The 21,929-nt window shown below is 64.4% G+C and carries 18 protein-coding genes, 2 pseudogenes and 1 riboswitch; of the genes and pseudogenes, 13 read left to right on the top strand and 7 right to left on the bottom strand.

Annotation, left to right across the window (positions count from 1 at the left end):
- Positions 1 to 12 precede the first annotated feature (12 nt).
- The 5 genes from HNP00_RS07910 to purU are packed head-to-tail and all read left to right on the top strand — an operon-like array spanning position 13 to position 6,199.
- The gene (locus HNP00_RS07910; RefSeq protein ID WP_184737694.1) at positions 13 to 327 is read left to right on the top strand and encodes a sarcosine oxidase subunit delta; all 315 of its coding nucleotides are present in this window, start codon (positions 13 to 15) and stop codon (positions 325 to 327) included.
- On the top strand, positions 324 to 3,269 hold the full coding sequence (locus tag HNP00_RS07905) for a sarcosine oxidase subunit alpha family protein (protein WP_184737692.1): 2,946 nt from the start codon (positions 324 to 326) through the stop codon (positions 3,267 to 3,269). The genes HNP00_RS07910 and HNP00_RS07905 overlap by 4 nt, the downstream gene beginning before the upstream one ends.
- The gene (locus HNP00_RS07900; protein WP_184737690.1) at positions 3,262 to 3,897 is read left to right on the top strand and encodes a sarcosine oxidase subunit gamma; all 636 of its coding nucleotides are present in this window, start codon (positions 3,262 to 3,264) and stop codon (positions 3,895 to 3,897) included. Before HNP00_RS07905 ends, HNP00_RS07900 begins: the two co-directional genes overlap by 8 nt.
- Complete coding sequence (locus HNP00_RS07895) at positions 3,897 to 5,288, top strand: L-serine ammonia-lyase (protein WP_184737688.1); 1,392 nt, start codon at positions 3,897 to 3,899, stop codon at positions 5,286 to 5,288. The genes HNP00_RS07900 and HNP00_RS07895 overlap by 1 nt, the downstream gene beginning before the upstream one ends.
- Before the next feature lie 2 nt (positions 5,289 to 5,290).
- Complete coding sequence (purU, locus tag HNP00_RS07890; protein ID WP_184737686.1) at positions 5,291 to 6,199, top strand: formyltetrahydrofolate deformylase; 909 nt, start codon at positions 5,291 to 5,293, stop codon at positions 6,197 to 6,199.
- 31 nt (positions 6,200 to 6,230) lie between these two features.
- Here the strand turns inward: purU and HNP00_RS07885 are convergent, their stop codons facing one another.
- A complete protein-coding gene (locus HNP00_RS07885) occupies positions 6,231 to 6,851 on the bottom strand; it encodes a dihydrofolate reductase family protein (RefSeq protein ID WP_395893804.1) in 621 nt (206 codons plus the stop codon).
- Between the two features lie 51 nt (positions 6,852 to 6,902).
- Positions 6,903 to 7,136, bottom strand: a pseudogene (locus HNP00_RS22930) (helix-turn-helix domain-containing protein); the annotation flags it as partial.
- A 129-nt stretch (positions 7,137 to 7,265) separates the two neighbouring features.
- On the opposite strand from HNP00_RS22930, the pseudogene HNP00_RS07875 reads away from it, so the two are divergent.
- A pseudogene (locus HNP00_RS07875) lies at positions 7,266 to 8,151 on the top strand (polysaccharide deacetylase); the annotation flags it as partial.
- Between the two features lie 325 nt (positions 8,152 to 8,476).
- Here the strand turns inward: HNP00_RS07875 and HNP00_RS07870 are convergent.
- Together HNP00_RS07870 and HNP00_RS07865 are read right to left on the bottom strand one after the other, a co-directional pair.
- Positions 8,477 to 9,439, bottom strand: a complete 963-nt coding sequence (locus HNP00_RS07870; protein ID WP_395893799.1) for a matrixin family metalloprotease — start codon at positions 9,437 to 9,439, stop codon at positions 8,477 to 8,479.
- A 48-nt stretch (positions 9,440 to 9,487) separates the two neighbouring features.
- Entirely contained in the window at positions 9,488 to 10,612 is a 1,125-nt protein-coding gene (locus tag HNP00_RS07865) for a VIT1/CCC1 transporter family protein (protein ID WP_221451340.1), read from the bottom strand.
- A gap of 306 nt (positions 10,613 to 10,918) precedes the next feature.
- Here HNP00_RS07865 and HNP00_RS07860 point away from each other — a divergent pair, with 306 nt between their 5' ends.
- Positions 10,919 to 11,107, top strand: coding sequence for a hypothetical protein (locus HNP00_RS07860; RefSeq protein ID WP_184737681.1), 189 nt, complete (start codon positions 10,919 to 10,921; stop codon positions 11,105 to 11,107).
- A 29-nt stretch (positions 11,108 to 11,136) separates the two neighbouring features.
- Here the strand turns inward: HNP00_RS07860 and HNP00_RS07855 are convergent, their stop codons facing one another.
- Both HNP00_RS07855 and HNP00_RS07850 read right to left on the bottom strand, forming a co-directional pair.
- A complete protein-coding gene (locus HNP00_RS07855; RefSeq protein WP_184737679.1) occupies positions 11,137 to 11,457 on the bottom strand; it encodes a hypothetical protein in 321 nt (106 codons plus the stop codon).
- 15 nt (positions 11,458 to 11,472) lie between these two features.
- Positions 11,473 to 11,592, bottom strand: a riboswitch (SAM riboswitch).
- Between the two features lie 149 nt (positions 11,593 to 11,741).
- The gene (locus tag HNP00_RS07850) at positions 11,742 to 13,268 is read right to left on the bottom strand and encodes a sodium:solute symporter (protein ID WP_184737676.1); all 1,527 of its coding nucleotides are present in this window, start codon (positions 13,266 to 13,268) and stop codon (positions 11,742 to 11,744) included.
- A gap of 309 nt (positions 13,269 to 13,577) precedes the next feature.
- Here HNP00_RS07850 and HNP00_RS07845 point away from each other — a divergent pair, with 309 nt between their 5' ends.
- From HNP00_RS07845 to HNP00_RS07835, 3 genes are all read left to right on the top strand, one after another.
- Positions 13,578 to 14,153 carry a helix-turn-helix domain-containing protein gene (locus HNP00_RS07845; RefSeq protein WP_184737674.1) on the top strand — a complete coding sequence of 192 codons (576 nt, stop codon included), beginning with the start codon at positions 13,578 to 13,580 and terminating at the stop codon, positions 14,151 to 14,153.
- Positions 14,154 to 14,438: 285 nt separating this feature from the next.
- A complete protein-coding gene (locus tag HNP00_RS07840) occupies positions 14,439 to 15,845 on the top strand; it encodes an ammonium transporter (protein WP_184737672.1) in 1,407 nt (468 codons plus the stop codon).
- Positions 15,842 to 16,183 carry a P-II family nitrogen regulator gene (locus tag HNP00_RS07835; protein WP_184737670.1) on the top strand — a complete coding sequence of 114 codons (342 nt, stop codon included), beginning with the start codon at positions 15,842 to 15,844 and terminating at the stop codon, positions 16,181 to 16,183. The genes HNP00_RS07840 and HNP00_RS07835 overlap by 4 nt, the downstream gene beginning before the upstream one ends.
- Before the next feature lie 63 nt (positions 16,184 to 16,246).
- Here HNP00_RS07835 and HNP00_RS07830 read toward each other — a convergent pair whose 3' ends face one another.
- On the bottom strand, positions 16,247 to 18,220 hold the full coding sequence (locus tag HNP00_RS07830; RefSeq protein WP_184737668.1) for an APC family permease: 1,974 nt from the start codon (positions 18,218 to 18,220) through the stop codon (positions 16,247 to 16,249).
- A 310-nt stretch (positions 18,221 to 18,530) separates the two neighbouring features.
- Here HNP00_RS07830 and speB point away from each other — a divergent pair, with 310 nt between their 5' ends.
- From speB to HNP00_RS07815, 3 genes are all read left to right on the top strand, one after another.
- Positions 18,531 to 19,595 (top strand): agmatinase, encoded by a 1,065-nt coding sequence (gene speB / locus HNP00_RS07825; protein ID WP_184737666.1) that lies wholly within the window; start codon positions 18,531 to 18,533, stop codon positions 19,593 to 19,595.
- Positions 19,592 to 21,244, top strand: coding sequence for a thiamine pyrophosphate-binding protein (locus tag HNP00_RS07820; protein ID WP_184737664.1), 1,653 nt, complete (start codon positions 19,592 to 19,594; stop codon positions 21,242 to 21,244). The genes speB and HNP00_RS07820 overlap by 4 nt, the downstream gene beginning before the upstream one ends.
- Before the next feature lie 196 nt (positions 21,245 to 21,440).
- A complete protein-coding gene (locus HNP00_RS07815) occupies positions 21,441 to 21,923 on the top strand; it encodes a MarR family winged helix-turn-helix transcriptional regulator (RefSeq protein ID WP_184737662.1) in 483 nt (160 codons plus the stop codon).
- Positions 21,924 to 21,929: the final 6 nt, after the last annotated feature.

Raw genomic sequence — 21,929 nt, 5'->3', positions numbered from 1 at the left:
AGGAGACCAACCATGCTGCTCATCAGCTGCCCCAATTGCGGGCCACGAGACGAAACAGAATTCCACTACGGCGGCCAGGCCCACGTGGCGTACCCGGAGAACCCGGACGCGCTGACGGACCGCCAATGGGCCGAGTACCTGTTCTACCGCGACAACACGAAAGGTGCCTTCGCCGAACGCTGGGTCCACAGCACCGGTTGCCGCCAATGGTTCAACATGCTCCGCGACACCGTCAGCTATGACATCCAGGCCATCTACAAAATGGGCGAGCCGCGCCCTGATGCGAACACCACAGCAGCCACCACTTCGGAAGGAGCGACAAAGTGACCCCGCAGAACGCCCGCCTCGCCACCGGCGGCCGCATCGACCGCAGCATCGCCTGGCAGTTCACCGTCGATGGCCAGGAATACACCGGACACCCGGGAGACACCATTGCCTCGGCACTGCTTGCCAACGGCCGCATCAGCGTCGGCAACTCGCTCTATGAGAATCGCCCCCGCGGCATCATGTCCGCCGGAGTGGAAGAATCCAACGCCTTGGTCAAGGTGGCTGCCCGCTTCCCCGGCCACGTCGCCGAGTCGATGCTTCCCGCGACCGCCGTGTCCCTCGTGGACGGGCTCAGCGTTGAGTTCCTGAACGGCCTGGGCAAGCTCGATCCCAACGAGGACCGCGCCGAGTACGATAAGAAATACGTCCACACCGACGTCCTGGTGGTTGGCGGCGGCGTTTCCGGCCTCGCGGCAGCCCGTGAGGCGGTCCGCACCGGCGCCAGGGTCATCCTGATCGATGACCAGCCCGAGCTCGGCGGCTCGCTGCTGTCCGGTTCCACTGCGCCGGATCTCGCCGAAGTGATTGAAGGCAAGCCGGCACTGGAGTGGATCGCGGACGTGGAGGCCGAGCTCGTTTCCGCCGCCGAATGTACCGTCCTCAACCGCACCACGGCATTCGGCTCCTATGACGCGAACTATGTGATCGCGGCACAGAACCGTACGGACCACCTCAGCAGCCCGGCCGCGGACGGTGTCTCCCGCCAGCGTATTTGGCACATCCGTGCTAAGCAGGTAATCCTGGCCCCCGGCGCGCACGAGCGTCCGCTCGTCTTCGAAAACAACGATCGCCCGGGCATCATGCTGGCCTCCGCCGTGCGGAGCTACCTCAACCGCTACGCCGTCGCTGCCGGGCGCCGGGTCGTCATCGGCACCACGAACGATTCCGCCTACCTTTTGGCCGCCGATCTGCTGGCCGCGGGCATCAAGGTCGCCGCCGTCGTCGACGCCCGTCCGAAGCTCAGCGACGAAGCGGCAGCCGCCGTTGAAAGCGGCATCCGCGTCCTCGTCGGCAGCGCCGTCGCCGATACCTCTGGCGCGGGGGAGAACGGCCGGATCGACGGCGTCACCATCCGCAGCCTCAACGACGACGGCGAAGTCACCTCCGGCGTCGAACGGCTCGCTTGCGATCTGCTGGCGGTTTCCGGCGGCTGGAGTCCTGTAGTTCACCTCCACAGCCAGCGCCAGGGGAAGTTGCGTTGGGACGAAGACCTGGCTGGCTTCGTGCCGAGCTCCGTCGTCAAGGACCAGCACGTGGCCGGCGCAGGACGCGGAAGCTACGAGCTCGGGGACTGCCTCGGCGATGGCATCTCCGCTGGAGCCGCCGCAGCGGTCGCCGCGGGGTTCAGCACCCAGACGGTGCCCGCGGAGATCAAGGAGCCCGTCGCCTCCGCCCCGACCCGCCAGTTGTGGCTGGTGCCGGGCCAGAGCGGAAACGCGGGGGAATGGCACCACCACTTCGTAGACTTCCAGCGCGACCAGTCCGTGGCGGACGTGCTCCGTTCCACCGGGGCAGGCATGCGCTCGGTGGAACACATCAAGCGGTACACCTCCATCAGCACCGCCAACGACCAGGGCAAGACCTCCGGCGTCAACGCCATCGGCGTGATCGCGGCGGCCCTCAAGCAGGCCGGCGAGGCTGAACGCGGCATCGGCGAGATCGGCACCACCACCTACCGCGCACCCTTCACGCCGGTGGCTTTCGCGGCGTTGGCCGGACGCCAGCGCGGCGAGCTTTTCGATCCCGCCCGAGTGACCTCCATCCACCCCTGGCATGTCGCCCAGGGAGCGCTCTTCGAGGACGTTGGCCAGTGGAAGCGGCCGTGGTACTACCCGCAAGCGGGCGAGGACATGGACGCCGCCGTGCTCCGCGAATGCGCGGCAGTCCGGGAATCCGTGGGCTTCATGGACGCTACCACCTTGGGCAAGATCGAGATCCGTGGCAAGGATGCCGGTGAATTCCTGAACCGCATCTACACCAACGCGTTCAAGAAGCTCGCTCCGGGCTCTGCCCGCTACGGGGTCATGTGCACCCCGGACGGCATGATCTTCGACGACGGTGTGACCTTGCGCCTCGACGAGGGCCGCTACTTCATGACCACCACCACCGGCGGCGCCGCGAAGGTCCTTGACTGGCTCGAGGAGTGGCACCAGACCGAGTGGCCGGAACTCGATGTGGTGTGCACGTCGGTGACCGAACAGTGGACGACGATTGCCGTCGTCGGACCCAAATCCCGCGCCGTGATCGCCAAAGTTGCGCCGCAACTGGCGGCCGACGGCGGGCTGGACGCCGAAGCGTTCCCGTTCATGACGTTCCGCGAGACCACGCTGGCCTCCGGAGTTCAGGCACGGGTTTGCCGGATTTCGTTCTCCGGTGAGCTTGCCTACGAAATCAACGTTCCGTCCTGGTATGGGCTCAACACCTGGGAAGCTGTTGCTGCCGCAGGTGCCGAGTTCAACATCACCCCGTACGGCACGGAGACCATGCACGTTCTTCGTGCCGAGAAGGGCTACCCGATTGTCGGGCAGGACACGGACGGTACAGTCACCCCGCAGGATGCCGGGATGGAGTGGATCGTTTCCAAGGCCAAGGACTTCATCGGCAAGCGTTCTTACAGCCGCGAGGATGCTGTTCGCACTGACCGCAAGCACCTGGTCAGCGTCCTTCCGGCGGACGGTTCGTTCCGTCTTCCGGAAGGCACCCAGCTCGTGGAAAAGGGAATCCCCGTCAACCCGGCTTACGGCCCCGTGCCGATGCAGGGCTTCGTGACCTCGAGCTACCACAGTGCCGCTTTGGGCCGGTCCTTCGGCCTGGCACTCATCACCAACGGCCGCAACCGGATCGGCGAGACCCTGGTGGCCTCCGTCGGCGACCAGTTGCTGGACGTCGTTGTGGGAGAAACCGTACTTTTCGACGCTGAAGGGACCCGTAAAGATGGCTGAAACAGCAACACCCGCAAACCCCGAGACGCTCCGTGCGGCACGCCGCAGCCCCGCGTCGCACCTGGCACCGACCTTCGAGTCCGGTTCCGTGGCCGGAACCGTCGCGTTGAAGGAGATCCCGTTCCAGACCATGGTGGGTGTCCGGGTTGACCGGGCGTCCGACGCCGGAGCCCGCCTCGCGTCCGTGACCGGCGGCCTGCCGGCGGCATGCGGTGAGGTCAGTGGGGACGAGAGGGCCACCACCTTGTGGCTTGGGCCGGACGAATTCCTGGTGGTCGCACCGGAATCGGCCCACGATTCCCTGGGCGGAGACCTTGTCCGCGCATTGGTCGAGGCTTTGGGCGACGACCCGGGCCAGGTGGTGGACTTGTCCGCCAACCGCACCACCTTCGAGCTTTCCGGCATCCGTGCCCGGGACGTCCTGGAGAAGGGGTGCTCGCTGGACTTGCACCCCCGCGCCTTCCGCACCGGGACGGCCCTGGCCACGGAAATCGGAAACATCCCGGCGATGCTGTTGAAGACCGGGGAGGACAGCTTCCGGATCTTCCCGAGGGCTTCGTTCGCCGATTTCCTGGGCCGTTGGCTGCTTGACGGCATGAGGGAATTCGCCTCTCCTGAGGTCCCCTGATGGCACTGAGCGTGCTTGACCTGTTTTCCATTGGCATCGGGCCGTCGTCTTCGCACACGGTCGGCCCGATGCGGGCGGCAAAGCAGTTCACCGACGGCCTGGAATCCTCCGGGCAACTCGCGGCAACGGTGCGCGTCCAGGCAGAGCTTTTCGGCTCGCTGGGCGCCACCGGCCGCGGCCACGGCTCGGACAAGGCCGTGGTACTCGGGCTGCAGGGCCAATCGCCGGAAACGGTGGACACGTCCACTGCCGACGATCAGGTTGCCGCGGCCGCCCTGGACGCCGAATTGCGGATAGCCGGACACCACCGCGTGGACTTCAACTGGGACGAAGACGTGGTCCTTCACCGGCGCAAATCTTTGCCTGCCCACCCTAACGGCATGACTTTCCGCGCCTTGGACCACACCGGGAAAGTCCTGCGCGAGCGCAGTTACTACTCGATCGGCGGCGGTTTCGTGGTGGACGGCGATGCGTCTGGAAGCGACAAAGTGGTTGCTGACGACACCGTGCTGCCATACCCCTTCAGCACCGCGGACGAGCTCCTTGCGATCTGTGCACGGGAGGACATGTCCATTTCGGACGTCATGCTCGGCAACGAGCTCGTGTGGAGGAGCGAGGCCGAACTTCGCGAGCGATTGCTGCAAATCTGGGCCGTCATGCGCGAATGCGTGGACAATGGCTGCGCCGCGGAAGGCATCCTTCCAGGAGGCTTGAACGTGAGGCGACGGGCGCCGTCGTTGTTCAAGACGCTCGCCGCCACCGACGCCGGACTGCAGGGCTCAAGCTCGGCAGACCCACTGCTCGCCATGGAATGGGTGAACCTGTTCGCGCTGGCCGTGAACGAGGAAAACGCCGCGGGCGGCCGCATCGTCACGGCACCGACCAACGGTGCGGCCGGCATTGTGCCGGCGGTGCTGCACTACTACACGAAATTCGTGCAAGGAGCCGACGACGACGGTGTGGTCCGCTTCTTGCTCGCCGCGGCCGCCGTCGGGATCCTGTTCAAGATCAATGCGTCCATTTCGGGTGCCGAAGTCGGTTGCCAAGGTGAGGTGGGCTCGGCCTGCTCGATGGCCGCCGCGGGCCTTTGCGAGGTCCTCGGAGGCACTCCCGAGCAAGTGGAGAATGCCGCTGAAGTAGGAATTGAACACAATCTCGGCCTCACCTGCGATCCCGTGGGCGGGCTGGTGCAGATTCCGTGCATCGAGCGCAACGCGATCGCCAGCGTGAAGGCCATCAACGCCGCCCGCCTTGCCCTGCACGGCGACGGCAGCCACAAAGTATCCCTCGATAAAGCCATCAAAACCATGCGAGAGACAGGAGCGGACATGAAAATCAAATACAAGGAGACCTCCCGCGGAGGCCTCGCCGTCAACGTAGTGGAGTGCTAGCCATGACTGTGACCCAAAATGAAACCGCCCCGCGACATGAAGCGGCGCTGCCGGCTACCACCGTTGAGCATGTCCTGACGCTCGATTGCCCGGAGACACGGGGGATCGTGCACGCCGTTTCCGGCTTCCTCCTGGAGCACGGCTGCGACATCATCGACAGCAAGCAATTCGACTCCCAGCTGGACCGCCACTTCTTCATGCGGGTCCATTTCGCCTCGGAAGGGGACGAATCGACGATTGACGCGCTGCGGGAAGCCTTCGCCCCTGTTGCCGAGAAGTTCGGCATGCGCTGGCAGCTGAATCGCCACGGGGCCAAACGGCGGGTGCTGATCATGGTCTCCAAATTCGAGCATTGCCTCAACGACCTCCTGTTCCGGGCTCGCGTCGGGGAACTGCCCGTCGAGATTGTCGGGGTAGTCTCCAACCACCCGGACCACAGGCGGACCGTCGAATGGCACGGCATTCCGTTCTTCCATGTGCCCGTCACCCCGGACACCAAGGCAGCGGCCGAGGGGCAACTCCTTGATCTCATCGATCGCTTGGACGTCGAACTGGTGGTCCTGGCCCGCTACATGCAGGTCCTCAGCGACGATCTCGCGCGGAAGCTGGACGGCCGTGCCATCAACATCCACCATTCGTTCCTGCCCAGCTTTAAAGGTGCCAAGCCGTACCACCAAGCGCATGCCAGGGGCGTCAAGACGGTAGGGGCCACCGCCCACTACGTCAACGGGGAATTGGACGAAGGACCCATCATCGCCCAGCAAGTGGTGGAGGTGGACCACACCTTCGGGCCGGACGAACTGGTCGCGGCCGGACGCGACACCGAGTGCAAAGCACTCAGCAACGCCGTGCGCTGGCACTGCGAAGGCCGTGTGATCCTGCAAGGGAGCAGGACCGTGGTGCTGAAGTAGGGTTTGAACGGCCCACCAAACGGTGGGCCGTTCAGGCGCCGTTTCGCGAGTAGTGAAGCAAAACCACGCCGTTGCGGAAGGTGCGTGTCCCCTCCAGCCTGAGGCCCATCCGCACACCAGGGTCCTCGAACAGCGGCCGGCCCTGCCCGAGGACTATGGGATTTACGCGAATCCGGAATTCGTCGATCAAGCCGTGCTGCATTAGCGCGGAAGCCAAATTTGCGCCGCTCAGGACGATGTCGCCGCCGGGCTGCGCCTTCAGTTCCGCTATTTGTTCGGGCACGACGTCGTGAATCACCGTGGTGTTCGAGCCTGCCTGGGTGAGGGTCCGCGAAAACACGAACTTGGGCATCTCGCGCCAGATCCCCGCGAACTCGAACATGTGCGCCGAGATGTCCGGATCCGGCGCGGCCGTGTTCCAGTAATCGGCCATCACATCGTAAGTGATGCGCCCGAACATGAAGGCCCCCATCCCTCGGAACTGCTCGTTCAAGAAACCGAGGAGTTCGTCATCGACGAGGTGCCAGCTGATGTCCCGGTCGAGCGTCTCGAAGAATCCGTCCAAAGACGCCGACATCATCAGGATGATCTTGCGCATTCGAGTACCTCCCGTTGCGGCGAAAGGCGACGTGGCCGCCGTCGTTCTTTCCAGTGAAGCACCCCGGGATCCGGTGGAAAAGGCCGTGATCGGGCGCGCAGAGTAGAGGCGCGCCAGGCGGGTTGCCAGGTGAAACGCTACCAGCCGGCCCGTTCCGCGCGGGTCTCCGCCGCACAACTCGAAAATCCGTTGGAGCCGGTGGTGCATCGACTGCCGTTCCAAGTGCAGTTCCCGTGCCGCTTGCGCGGTATTGCACCCGGTATCCAGCCATACCGCCAAGGTCCGCATCAGTTCCGAGCGCCGCTGTTCGTCATGCTCGACGACGGCGCCGAGCTGCCGCGGCCTGGGGGAGTGCCGCAAGCGCGATCAACTCGGCGTTGTCCGCATAGCTCGCACTTTGTTGAACGGAGGCCTGCAGGATGCTGTCCAACTGTGCCCGGAGCTGCCGGCCGCTGAGGAACTCACCACGACGGCGACTACGAATCCTGCACCATCGCCCACGATCCGACGAGCACGCGGCGCATGTCCCTCATGAGCCACCAGTCCTACGGACCCAGAATCGCCGTCCCGCGGCTCCTGAAGATCCTCGAGCGACAAGAGGTCCAGGGAACCTTCTTTATCCCGGGGTTCACGGCGGAAAGCTACCCGGACGTGGTCCGCCGGATCGTCGACGGCGGCCATGAAGTCGCCCACCTGCACGAGCCCATGCAAGGAATCGGCGCCGCCACCGAGGCCAGCTACCTGGACCGCGGGCTCGAAGCCCTCGCGAAGGTGGCCGGGGTCCGGCCGCGGGGCTACAGGGCACCGTGGTGGGAGCTGAACTGGGATTCGCCTGCGCTGCTCGCGGACCGTGGTTTCCTCTACGATTCGAGCCTGCTCGACGGCGATGCCCCCTACGGCATCGCGGTTGCCTCGGGCGGTTCACGGGACAGTGATTCACGGGACATCGATTCACGGGACGTCGTGGAGATCCCCGTGGACCGGGCATTGGACGATTGGGAACAATACGCGTTCTACCCCGGAGTGACAGGTAGTGGCGTCATCGAAAGCCCGGCCAAGGTCCTGGAGATGTGGACCCTGGAAGCCGAGGCCCACCACGCCCAAGGTAGTTGCTTCGTCTTGACCAACCACCCGTTCATCTCCGGCCGCCCCTCCAAGGCTGGCCTTGGAGCAACTGATCGAACGAGTCAAAGCCATGGACCGGATGTGGGTGACCACCCTGGAACAGATTGCCGAACACACCAATGGCACCCTGAGCGAGATCCACAGCCACGCCCGGATCGAGGTCCCGTCCTATCCAGGCGCGGGGGCCAGCTTCAGGCCCGTCCGGGTGCGGGAAACCGCCCTGAACTAGGGACATGTCCAGCGTGCACGCGCGCACTCCCTTTGAGCATGTCCAGCCTTGACCAACAGCAACGGACATAATGCCTATACGTCCGTTGAGCATGCCCAGCCTTGGCGAGTTGCACTGGACATAATGCTTGGGGTCCGTTGAGCATGCCCAGCCTTGGCCTCAAGCAGTGGACATAGTACTCATATGTCCACTGCTCGAACCTAAGGCTGGGCATGTCCAGTGGTGGGCTGGGCAGATTTGGGCTGGTGGGCTGGGCATGTCCAGTGGTGGGCGGGGCAGATTTGGGCTGGTGGGCTGGGCAGATTTGGGCTGGTGGGCTGGAGGGCTAGAGGTCGCTCCGACATGGCGCGGATGCGAGCTTGTAGAGGCCGTTCAGGTCTCCGGCCGCCAAGCCGTCAGGAGCCCCGATTTCCGGGTACATGAGCTGGACTGGATCCTCTACGTGGTCAAGGCCCACCACATGGCCCAGTTCATGCTGAACCACCGCCGAGACATAGTGGGCACCGCCGGGGACGCCCAGGAGTTCCGTGATTTGCGGAGCGTCCAGGTCCAGGCTTCCCGTCACGTAGCTCTTGGGACCGGAGCCAAAGCTGTACATGGTGCTGCCGCCGGTGCCTATGACGGATCCAGCCAATGCCGGGGCGGCTTCGGGAGTGGTCCAGGAAATCAGCAGGGGCGCCCATCGATCCCCGTAGAGCGCTGCCTGGTATGGCTTGCGCTTCTCGGAAGGGCTTTCCGTGCTGGCGCCGTCGTCGACGAATTTGAGGCCCGTAGCTGCGGCGATCTTGGCGATGGCGTCGGCAATGAGCCCCTCGGACCCGGCAGGGGCGAGGGCCGCGTTGACCACGTAGTGCAAGGGCCGGCACGGTGAATAGCCCACGGGTGTGCCATCGGCGTTGGTGGCCAAGAATTTGTAGGAGGTGCTTGCCACGGCTGGCTTGGCGGGGGAGCCGAGCGCGTGGCCGGCTTCCTCCAAGCCAGGTGGCGGGGTGTCCGGGGCACGCGCGGCTTTTCGCGCCCCTTGCCCGGGAACAACGCCCTGCCCGGGAGCTGTGCTCTGCCCTGGATCGGCGCCCCGGGCGGAGTCAGTGCTTGGTGGCTGTGCCGAGGAACCCAGGTTCGGAAGCAGGCCCAGGATGCGGGGATCGCCCCGGAGGAAACCGCTCACAAGCACGGCCACGGCCGCGACGATCGCCACCACCATCAAGTTTCGGAAGAGCGCGACGGCGGTACTGGACCGCCGCTTGGGAGGCGTCGGACCGCCGTCGTACCCGTAGTTCGAATGCAAGCCTTCCCCCAAGTCCCTGATCCCCGCGCCCCAAGCGGGCAAGCGCTACTAACCGATGACAGCGCCGAAGACGAGGCCCAGCCCATATGTGGCCGCGGCCGCACCGAGTCCGATGGCGAGCTGCCGGAGGCCGCGGGTCAGCGGTGAAGTTCCGGACAACAGGCCGACGACGGCGCCAGTCGACAGAAGCGCGATGCCCACCAGCGTACCGGCCACAGCCAGCGCAGCGAAGCCCGTCATGCCGAAGAGGAACGGCAGGATCGGCACAATGGCGCCCGAGGCGAAGAAGCAGAAGCTGGAGATGGCAGCACCCCAGGCGGAGCCGACGGCCTCGTGCTCATTCACCGTTTCCTCCACTTCTGGGTGGAGCGAGAGGCTGGGATCGCAATCGCAGCTGTAGAGTCCCATGCGTTCGGCAGCCCGGTGTTCGGCGGCTTCATGCGACATGCCCCGTGCGAGATACACCAGGACCAGCTCATTGTGTTCGATGTCCAGGGACGGGGCTGCAGTCAACGTGGCCTGGGTGGGACGGGTGGCCTTGAGGAGCTCCAGTTGCGAGCGGACCGAGACATATTCGCCGGCGCCCATGGACAGGGCGCCTGCCAAGAGGCCCGCAATGCCGCTGAAGAGGACCACCGTGGCGGGCACACCGGTGGCGGCCATGCCCATGACGAGGGAAAGGTTGCTGACCAGGCCATCGTTGGCACCGAATACCGCGGCCCGGAAGGTGCCGGACAATCGGTTGCGGCCGCGTGTCGCCAAGCCGCGGACTACCTCTTCATGGATCTGTTCGTCGGCCGCCATGGCGCGGGTTGCAGCGGGATCCTTCGCGTAAGGGGAGCGGCCTTCCGCCCTTTGCGCGAGGGCCAAGACGAACACAGAACCGAAATTCCGTGCCAGGAAGCCAAGCATCTGGCTACGGGTGGAGGCAGCTTTCGGCATGCCTGCGTGTTCGCCGAGGAGCTTGAGCCAGTGTGCCTCGTGGCGGCCTTCGGCCTCTGCGAGGGCCAGAAGGATCTCGCGTTCTTCACCCTCGCGGCGCTGAGCCAGTTCGCGGTATACGGCGGCCTCGGCGCGTTCGTCGGCCAAGTACTGCCGCCAGCGCTTGATGTCCGACGACGACGGGGGAGACTTGGTGGCTGCTGCGTCTCGCGATGGACTGCTTGAGTCCAACGGACTGTCTGAATGCGGGGTTTTTGCGTGCGGGTGCACCGGGACTCCTGGGTTGCTGGGGCGGGCTTCATCGCCTCATTGCACGTCCACTTTATCGCCAATTTCCGCGGTTTTTCGGCCGGTAATCCTTACTCGACGTTTTAGGTACGCCTCAAAAACGGAGGGGCCCCCGCGAGGCCTTGACCACCGGATGGGGCAGTGCTGGGATGGATGAACAGGGTCCACGAATTGGCGGGGTGGCGTGGTGACTGGCTGCCTGATCTGCCTGGCGATGGGCTCAGCGGCACGTCGAACGGAGGTTGCACCATGGACAGCACCGAGACCCACGCCCGCCACCCTGACCGTCCCACGGTCGAGGCCGATCCCGCCTACGACTACAGCGAGGACCTGGAGGTGGACGAGGACTGGGAAGAACAATCCGAGGTCCTCGACGACGACGAACGGCCCGTTCCGCTCGACGTCGACGAACACCGTGAGGACGAAGAGCTCGAATAGTACCGGTTAGCCCGGAGCCTTGGGGCTTGCTAAAACGCGCTCAGGATGAAGTGACGCTCTACGCCCGCCCGGTGCCCGGTGGCGGCCACTGTGAGCGTGAGTTTCCGCGTGGCCGGGAACCAGCGGGCAGGCTGGACTGCTTGTGAGAGGGCTTGGGTGATGAGCCGCGGCTCGTGGTGCCAGTGGCGTTCTAGCCGGCCGTCCACCACGAACGTGATGGAACCTTGGGAGAGATCGACGCCCGGAATCACCCGGACGAATTCGTCAACCCGCCTGGCGCGGGGCGCGGCAAAGGCGCTTGGCTGTGCGGTGTGGTTGGCTCTGGCGGTAGCGCCGGTTTCCAAAGGCATTGCCTTCTCCTGGTGGAGTTGCTCTTGCCCGCTCGGTTGTCTCTGGTCCGGGTCGGGCCGCTTCTTCATCCGAACCACCCGTGAACATGGGGTTGGCGTATGGCAAGTCGGAGCTTGGCGCCACATCTCTTGAAGCTGTTCCTACTGTACAGGCATGCCAGCCCTCGGCGCCTCTGTATTAAAGCCCCCTGCGCCTCTCTATTAAGGACTCCAAACACAGCAGCGGCGCCGCAGCCCTCCCGAAAGAAGGTGCGGCGCCGCCGTCGTGATTAACTCTTTGGAAGCTAGTGCGTGGCCACCGGGTGGGCCTCCAGGGGGAGTTCCTCGGTAACCGCTCCGGCAACACGGCGGTCCCAGGCTTCGCGGACCTCGGGCTCGGTGGGGGGCGTCAGGAGGGAGACGACCACGTAGATGACAAACGAGGCGCCGAGGCCCCAGTAGATGGGATCGTTGGCGTAGACGCCGTCTTCGCTGGGGATGATTCCCGTGGCGTAGCCGATGAGCAAGCCCAGAGTCAGGACAGAGCCGACGGCCATGGACCACGCAGCGGCGATGCCCGTGCCGCGCTTCCAGACCAGGCCACCCAGGATGGCGATCAGGAGGCCGCCCACCAGGATGTCGTAGGCGATGGTCAGGGCTACCACGACGTCTTGCGCCGCCATGGAGATCAACACGGCCACGATGCCCAGGCCGAGTACCCAGTAGCGGTTGGCCTTGACGTCGTGCTCGGGGTTTTCGGTGTCATCGGTGTTGATCGTCTTGCCAAACCAGCTGGCCACGAACGGGACCACGTCGGCGCGGGCCACGGTGGCTGCTGCGATGAGGGCGCCGGAGGCGGTGGACATCATGGCGGCGACTGCCGCGGCCATGACGAGGCCGCCGATGCCGATGGGCAGGATGTGCGTTGCCACCTCGGCGTAGACGACGTCCTTGCCGAGTGCCTTGACGTCGATGTTGGGCAGGGCCACGCGGGCGGCCAGGCCGATCAGGGCGCCGGCGACGCCGTAGAGGACGCAGTAGATGCCGGCAGTGGCGCCGCCCCAACGGGCCACCTTCGGGGTCTTGGCGGTGAAGACGCGCTGCCAGATGTCCTGGCCGATCAGCAGGCCAAGGGTGTAGACCACAAAGTACGTGATGATGGTCTGCGCTCCGATGCCATCCAGTTGGAAGAAGCTGGCGTCAACACGGGCACGGATCCCGTCGAGGCCGCCTGCGGCGTTGAGGACGAACGGGAGCATGAGGAAGAAGATGCCCACCGTCTTGATGATGAACTGCACCTGGTCGGCGAGGGTGATGGACCACATGCCGCCGATGGTGGAGTAGACCAGGACGATCGCGCCGCCGACGGCGATGGCCAGCCAGCGCTCCCAGCCGAAGAGGACAACGAAGATGGTGGCGTAGGCGCCGGTGGACGTGGCACACAGCATGAGGGTGTAGGCGAGCATGACGATGCCCGAGGTCTGCGTGGCACGCTGGCCGTAGCGCAGGCTCAGCATCTGGGAGACCGTGTAGATCTTCAGCCGTTGGATCGTGCCGGCGAAAAGCAGGCTCAGGAGGAGCACGCCCGAGCCGATGGCCACTACGAGCCACATGCCCGAGATGCCGAACTTGTAGCCGAGGCCGACGCCGCCAACCGTCGATGCACCGCCGAGGACGACGGCGGCCATGGTGCCGGTGTAGAGCATCGGACCGAGGCGGCGTCCTGCCACCAGGAAGTCGCTGTTGTTCTTGGTGCGCGACTTGCCCCACCAGCCGAAGGCCAGCATGGCAAGCAAATACACCACCACGATCGCAATATTGATGAAGTCCATGGTTGGCTCCTGAAAGTGATGCACAGAGAGTTCTTGGGGATTCCGACGCCGGTCCCGCTGGGTATTGTTGCGGGTTTGCGGAAGGCCTCTGCGCTGGTGATTGGGGAGAGTAGTCTGTGAAGTGTGCCTTACAAACAACACTTGTTGCCTATGAGGATACGTAGTGATGCGAGTAACAGTCAAGACGCCGGCGTTCCCACGAGATGCTCCAGCATTGCCGACTCTCTCCAAAAAAGACCCGCCCCGCCGGCGATCCGGCTACTATTGCTGCAATGACAGGGCCGCAGCAACGGCCTGAAAGGTTCGTGAATGAAGGCTCTCCCCGTTGAACCGAGCAACGTACCCGTTGCCATCGGTTCCAGAATCCGTGCCGCCCGCCAATCGCAGCGGCTCACCATCGAACAGGTTGCGGATGCCACCGGCTTGACCAAGGGTTTCCTGAGCCGCGTCGAGCGGGACCTGACATCGCCGTCGGTTGCTTCGCTTGTGACGCTTTGCCAAGTCCTTTCGGTATCCATCGGCGAGCTTTTTGCCGCGCCGGAAACACATTTGACCAGGCGCGACGACGGTCCGCGGATTTCACTTGGCGGGCAAGGGATCGTGGAACGGCTCTTGACGGCCCGCTCGGAGCGGCGCTTGCAGATTCTGCAGGCCTCCATCGAGCCCCGCGGCCGGGGAGAAGCCGAGCTTTACGCCGTTGATTGCGATGTCGATGTCCTGCATGTGGTCAAGGGACGCATCAAGCTGATCCTCACCAACGAGGAGTATGACCTCGAAGAGGGAGACACCCTGTCCTTCCCGGGGCGCGAACCCCACACCTGGGTCAACCCCACAGACGAGCCTGTCGAGGTGCTCTGGATCCTGGTGCCTGCAGCAAGCCGCTGACGCCGTAGCCGCTGACGCTGGCTGCGGCCATTGATGCTGGCTCCTTACGGCGCCCGGCGCGTAACAAGCCGGAAACCTGGCTGACTTCAGAAGTTAACCCACGGACGTTCTGTGTTACGTGCTTGAAATGATTCGTGCCGGATGCCGAAACAGGGCGGCTGTACCTTCGAGTCAACGCAACTCGTCAAGGTCGGTACCTCGTCAGGTATCAGGACCTGTTCGTTTTAAAAATGGTCTCGCCGTGCAGGCGCCATGGAGCGCCGTATATGCAGGAAGGCTCCCAAAATGGACTCAGCATTTCTTAGCGTAGGGCTGGATGTGAATCCCCAGACCCTGGATCCCGGCGCCACAGCCTGGATGCTTGCAGCTTCCGCCCTCGTACTTCTCATGACGCCAGGTTTGGCGTTCTTCTACGGCGGCCTGGTCAGGATGAAATCCGTCCTCAACATCATGATGATGAGCTTTGGCGCCATTGGCGTGGTCGCGGTGGTCTGGGCCCTGTGGGGCTACGGACTCGCGTTCGGCCCGGATACCTTGGGCGGCTTCATTGGGGACCCGTTCGCAAACTTCGGACTCAGCGGTTTGGCCAGTGTCATCGGCGGGAAAGCCCCCGGGCTGCCGGACATGGTCTTCATCGGATTCCAGGCCACTTTCGCCATCATCACGGTCGCCCTCATCAGCGGCGCGGTGGCTGAACGCGTGAAGTTTGGTCCGTGGCTGTTGTTTGCCGGCCTCTGGGTCACTCTCGTCTACGCGCCCATTGCCCACTGGGTCTGGGGCGGTGGCCTCTTCGGATCCACCGGGATCATCGGCAGCAAGATCTCGGCCCTCGACTTTGCCGGTGGCACCGTAGTGCACATGAACGCAGGCATGGCCGGGCTGATGCTTGCGGTAGTGCTCGGCAAGCGGCTCGGATTCATGAAAGATCCCAACATCAGGCCGCATAACCTACCCTTCGTGATGCTCGGGGCGGGACTGCTCTGGTTCGGTTGGTTCGGCTTCAACGCTGGTTCGGAACTGGCTGCTGATGGAATTGCCGCGCTCGCCTGGACAAACACCCTCCTGGCCACCAGTGCCGCGCTCCTGGGCTGGCTCCTCGTCGAGAGGCTCCGCGATGGCCACGCGACATCCCTCGGTGCCGCATCCGGCGCCGTCGCGGGCTTGGTAGCAGTCACCCCGGCGTGCGGATTCGTGGACCCCGTGGGCGCAATCGTCATCGGCGTGATCGCCGGCGCCGTCTGCGCGCTGGCCATCGGCCTGAAGTTCAAGATCGGCCTGGACGATTCCCTGGACGTGGTTGCCGTTCACTTCGTCGGAGGCCTGTGGGGGACCCTGTCCCTCGGATTCTTCGCCGTACCCTCGGCCAAGACTGAAGGTGGCCTTTTCTACGGTGGCGGCTTGACCCAGTTCTGGCCCCAGATATTGACGGCTCTGGTGGTCACCGCGTGGACGGCGATCATGACCACGCTCATTGGGCTGGCCATCCACAAGACAGTGGGCATGCGCGTCAAGGAGCACGAAGAACTGGCGGGCATCGATATCACTGAGCACGCGGAAACCGCCTACGAGCTGGCCATGGTCGGCGGAACATTCCACCCGGGTGAATCGAATGGCAAAACGCCCGTGACGGCGGGCACCGCCGAGGAAAGAGTCGAGGAAACGGAGCGGACCCGCAGCAGGGCCTCCACGTGAAGCTCGTTACCGCCATAGTGCGGCCGGAGAGGATCGACGAGGTCCGTGACGCCTTGGAACGTTTTGGGGTCAACGGGATGACGGTGAGCCAAGCGAACGGCTACGGCCAACAGCGCGGACACATCGAGGTCTACCGCGGCGCGGAGTACAACTCCGATCTCCTCCCGAAAATCCGGGTGGAGGTCCTGGCCACCGACGATCTGGTGGACGGAATCGTGGACGCCATCATCTCCGGAGCCAGTACAGGCCAGTTTGGGGACGGCAAGATCTGGACCGTCGAAGTGTCCCAGGCGGTGCGCGTCCGGACCGGGGAGCGTGGCGCCTCCGCGATCAGCTAGGCGATCAGCCAGAAAGACTGTGTTGGTGCCGCACCGGAAGGTGCGGCACCAACACTGCCATGTCTAGCCCACGTGCACCCATGGCCTGCGCGTGATGTCCGGTTCGGCCTCACGCAGCACTTCGCGCGTCACCGGGGCAATCTCGCCCTCGCCGAAGAACAGGAATTTGCTCAGGTTGGCAATCGGATTGCCTTCGGTCCAGCGGAAATAGATGTGCGGCATGAGACCCGTGACGTCGCGGATGTGGAGCAGCACCGCGGCCAACGTATTGGGCACGTTGTTGCTGTGGATCTCGAGGATCTTGAAGCCGTGCCGGCGCTTGCCTTCCACCAGGAGTTCCTGCTCAAAGTCGGAACTATCATCCACGATGATTTCGATGAAGATCGCGTCGCTGTCTTCCGGCAGGTGGTTGGCCTTCTGGGCGTGCTGCAGCTTCAGCTGGTACCGGTCGGCGCTCAGCCGCTTGGGCTCGTGCGCGATGATCCGGATGGGACCTTCCTCATTCGCGGCAGTGAATTCGAGCGCCGTCTGGTCCATCTTGATGTGCGTGGCGCGCAGTTCGAAGGAACGGCGTACCCGCGACGCGAAGCTCACCAGGACAATGCCAAGGATGAACAGCGCCGCGATCCTGATGCCATCCGGTCGCTCCACCACATTGGCCACCGTGGTATAGGCGAAAACGACGGCCACCGCGCCAAAAGCGACGGTCTTGCCCTTCTGCATCTTCCTGCGGGCGGACAGAGTGACGGCGATCGAAGCCGAGGTCATGAGGACCAGCACGCCAGTGGCATAGGCGCCGCCTTGGGCTTCCACATTGGCTTCGAAGACCAGCGTGATGATGAAGGCAACAGCAGTGAAGACCAGGACCAGTGGCCGGACGGCCTTGGTCCAGGCCGGGGCCATGCCGAAGCGCGGCAGGTAGCGGGGAACCAGGTTCAGCAGGCCGGCCATTGCGGAGGCGCCGGCAAACCACAGGATGGCGATGGTGCTGATGTCATAGACGGTGCCGAACCCGTCGCCGAGGTATTCGTGGGCGAGGAATGCGAGGGCGCGCCCGTTGGCCTTCCCGTCCGGCTGGAATTCGGCGGCCGGGATCAAGAACGTCGTGATGAAGCTCGAGGCCACCAGGAAGGCACTCATGATGAGCGCCGCCGTCGTGAGCAGTTTGTGGGTGCCGCGGATGCGGCCCGCGGGATTCTCTTCCGTGTCGCTCGGGCTGCCCTTGATCTGCGGCATCACCGCGACGCCGGTCTCGAAGCCTGAGAGGCCCAGGGCAAGTTTCGGGAAGACCAGGAGGGCGATTCCCACCATGATCAACGGGTTGCCGTGCTGCTGGTTTAGGGCGGCCCACCAGTCGGTCACCACATGCGCCTCGGTCACCACGTGCGTCAGGCCGAAAACGACGACGACGGCGTTCAACACCAGATAGATGCCCACCAGTACGACGGCGACGTTGATGGCCTCCTTGAAGCCACGCAGGAACACGACGCCTAGGCCTGCGATGAGCGCCAAGGTGATGGCGATTTCTTGTCCGTGGAGCCATTCCGGCGCGAACGGGTTTTCGATCGCGTGGGCGCTCGCGTCCGCGGCGGAGAGGGTCATGGTGATCATGAAGTCCGTGGCGGCGAAGCCCAGCAGCGCCAGGACGAAGAGTTTGCCGCCCCAGCGGGGGAGAAGCCGTTCGAGCATTGCGATGGAGCCTTCGCCGCGGGGGCTCTCGGAAGCGACCCGGCGGTAGACCGGCAAGGCGCCGAGGAGGGTGACGGCCACGAGGACGATCGTGGCCAGCGGTGAGACGATGCCCGCGGCAAGCGCCGCAATGGCTGGCTGGTAGCCGAGCGTGGAGAAGTAGTCGACGCCGGTGAGGCACATGACCTTCCACCAAGACTGGGGCGTGTGGTCCTCGTCCGGTTTTCCGTGCGGACCTTGCCGCTTTCCCGACGTCTCGGGCATTCCATCGAGCAGCCATCGCTTGAATTGCCCTGCGGGTTTGCGCCTGTCAGTGGGGTCGGCGGGCGGCCTGGTCAGCGTTGTCACATGGTCCTTTCGCGCAGCCTGGAAGCTGCTCCAGATGGAGCGTACGGGCGCGTTGGGGGAGGGGAGGCCGGTTTTTATGGAATCTTTACGCCTCTTGTGATGGTGGTCACCTTTGGGCGCGACACATTCAAGCACTTGTGGTGTGATGAGCGTCACGTAGCGTAGAGAACGTCCCATGTTCCGGTCTTAGTCGGAAGGATCGGCGGAACTTGTTTGTAAACAGGCGATGCATATAGGGCAACTTTGAGTGTATGATTGGTGTCACAGTCATCACCCCGATCTCACCTATTCACTAAAGGAGTGGCGCATTTTGGAAGAGCTTCGTATTGAGGCCAATGGCAACCTTGGTCCCATTGATTCGGCCCGAATCCCGCGCTACGCCGGTGCTGCCACCTATGCCCGCCTGCCCCGGCTGGACCAGGTGTCCAAGGCCGACGTCACCGTCGTTGGCGTCCCTTTCGACTCCGGTGTTTCGTACCGCCCCGGCGCCCGTTTTGGCGCAAACCACGTGCGTGAAGCCAGCCGTTTGCTCCGCCCGTACAACCCCGCGTGGGACGTCAGCCCCTTCGAGAACATCCAGGTTGCCGACGCCGGCGACATGGCTGTGAACCCGTTCAACATCAACGAGGCCATCGAGACCATCCAGCAGAACGCGCTGGACCTCACCGCCAACGGAAGCAAGCTCGTGACGCTCGGTGGCGACCACACCATCGCCCTCCCGCTGCTCCGCGCGGCCGCCGAACGCGCCGGCGAGCCCGTCGCCATGCTGCATTTCGATGCCCACCTGGACACCTGGGACACCTACTTCGGCGCCGAGTACACGCACGGCACTCCGTTCCGCCGCGCCGTCGAAGAAGGCATCCTGGATACCGAGGCCATCAGCCACGTCGGTACCCGCGGACCGCTTTACGGCAAGAAAGACCTCGACGACGATCACCGCTTCGGCTTCGGCATCGTCACCTCGGCGGACGTCTATTACCAGGGCGTCTTGGAAACTGTGGCGAAGATCCGCGACCGGATCGGCAACCGCCCGCTGTACATTTCCGTGGACATCGACGTCCTGGATCCGGCCCACGCGCCGGGCACTGGCACGCCGGAAGCCGGCGGCATCACGAGCCGCGAACTCCTTGAAATCATCCGCGGTTTCCGTGGCATGAACCTGGTGGGCGCAGACATCGTCGAGGTCGCCCCGGCCTACGACCACGCCGAAATAACCGGCGTCGCAGGCAGCCACGTTGCCTACGAGCTCGTCACCCTCATGGCCGACAACGCTGTCGAAGGCAACCGCCAGGGCGCCGCGAACGGCTACGCTGCCCAGGCCCTTGGCCAGGAATCCCGGCGCCCGGCCGGTTTCGCCCCGGCGGTCACGAAGTGACGGACCAGCGCAACGGCGGGGACCTCGTCGTCGAGACCCTTGAAGCGCTCGGCGCGAAGACGGTCTTCGGAATCCCCGGCCAGCACGCCCTGGGCCTGTTCGACGCGATGGGCCGCGGCAATCTGCACTTCGTATCCTCCCGTGTGGAGAACAACTCCGCCTTCGCTGCGGACGGGTATTCCCGTGCCACCGGCGAGGTGGGGGTGCTGTTCCTGTCCACCGGTCCGGGCGCGTTGACGTCCCTGGCTGGGCTCCAGGAGGCTTATGCCACCGGTGTGCCGATGGTTGTGGTGGCCAGCCAGATTCCCTTGGAGGGCTTGGGCGCCCGCCGCAAGGGCATGCTGCACCAGCTCGATGACCAGAAGGCCTCTGCCGCGAATGTCACCAAGAGCCAGCGCCTCATCCAGCATGCGTCCGGGATCCCCTCGGCCATCCAGGATGCCTGGACCGAGGCCATTTCCTCCCCGCAAGGGCCAGTGTGGATCGAGATTCCACAGAATGTGCTCCTGGACCCCATCATGGTCCCGCCCGTGGAGGATGCCCTCGCCGAAGCGGCCGACAACCCGCCGCGCGTGGAACTGATCCGCGAAGCCGTCAAATGGCTCTCGACGGCGGAACGCCCCGCGATCATCGCCGGCGGCGGAACGCGCCGTGGCCGGGCGGAAAAATCGCTCCTATCGATCGCCGAGAAACTCCGCGCCCCGGTCATCTGTACCCCGGGCGGCAATGGCGCTTTCCCATGGACTCACGAGCTGTCCCTGCAGTCCTGGATTGAAGACCGCTACATGACCGACGTCCTCGAGGACGCCGACGTGCTGATCGTCATCGGCTCATCCCTGGGCGAGGTGACGTCCAACTACTTCACCTTCGAGCCGCGCGGACGCATCATCCAGATCGACGCCGAACCCCGGGTCCTTGAGTCCAACCGGCCCGGCCTGGGCATCCGCGCCGATGCCGGCCAAGCCCTTGCAGCCCTCGACGAGGCGCTGGCTCCGACCGCGGCGGCACCGGACTGGCATGGCACCACGCCCGAGGACCTCGTCAAGGAGTCCCTGGCCAAGGTCACGGCGCGCCTTGAAGCGCAGGACCTCGGCAAGGAACTGAAGTTCATGGCCGATATTCGCGAGGCCGTTCCGGCGGACATGCAGACCTTCTGGGACATGACCATCTCCGCTTACTGGGGATGGAGTTGCTGGGATTCCCGCGAGGGCCAGTTCCACTCGGCCCAAGGCGCCGGCGGGCTCGGCTACGGCTTCCCGGCAGCCATCGGCGGTGCCGTGGGACTGGAAACCGTGGGCAAACCCGGCCGCGTGCTGGCAGTCTCCGGCGACGGTTCCTCCATGTACTCGATCTCGGAACTGGCCACCGCCAAGCAGCACAACATCCCGGTCACCTGGCTGATCGTGGACGACGGCGGCTACGGCATCCTGCGCGAATACATGGTGGGCGCCTTCGGCAAGGCCACCGCCACCGAGTTGTCGCGCCCGGACTTCGTCAAGCTCGCCGAGGCGTTTGGCGTCCCGGCCCGCCGCGTTGCCCCTGAGAACGTCGGGGACGCGCTCAGGGAAGGCTTCGCCGCGGACGGCCCCAACGTCGTCGTGGTTGAAACCCTCCTGAAGATGTTCGGTCCCACGCACCTCGGCGACTGACCCTCCAGACGCTTCGCACCCCCAGACACCCCACACCCCAGCGCGAGCTGGCAGCTAATGACCCTTTTTTCGAAAAATAAGGGCGTTAGCTGCCAGCTCGCGCTTGGTGTTTAACGCAGCTCACACATCATTAGTTTCCCAAAGCAATCATTTAGGCGTATAGTTGCTTTAGGCAAACAAAAGTGAGGTGTCTTTCATGGCTGTCGCATCCAGCACCGCAACCGAGCTCGTCCATCAGATCTTCGATCTCCAGCGGGTCCTGCGTTGCATCGTGACCACGAGCATGGGAAAGGACGGGGACGTCGGTTTCGCCCTGCAAGGAGTCCTGCGCTTCATCGGCGAGGGGGAGTCCCGGGCCACGAAGCTCGCTTCGCGCCTCGGTGTCAGCCCGCCTGTCCTCAGCCGGCACATCGCCGAATTGGAAGAACTCGGTCTGGTAGTCCGACGTCCCGATCCCGCGGACGGACGCGCCCAGTTGGTGGCCTTGTCCGAGACCGGCATTGAAAAGGTCCGGGATTTCGAAGAACAGCGCAGCCTCAATTTGCGGGCCTACCTCGAAGAGTGGAGCGAGGAAGACGCCCTTGAAGCCGGTCACGTCCTGGAGAAATTGACCGCATCACTCAACCACTCAGTCCGGGCAACGGCGGCCGGCTCCCACCACTTGAACCACAAAGCTTAGGAGCAG

This window comes from Arthrobacter sp. AZCC_0090, from assembly GCF_014207375.1.
Classification (GTDB): Bacteria; Actinomycetota; Actinomycetes; order Actinomycetales; family Micrococcaceae; genus Arthrobacter.
The sequence above is the reverse complement of the archived record's forward strand: the minus strand, read 5'-3'. Positions and strand labels throughout refer to the sequence as shown.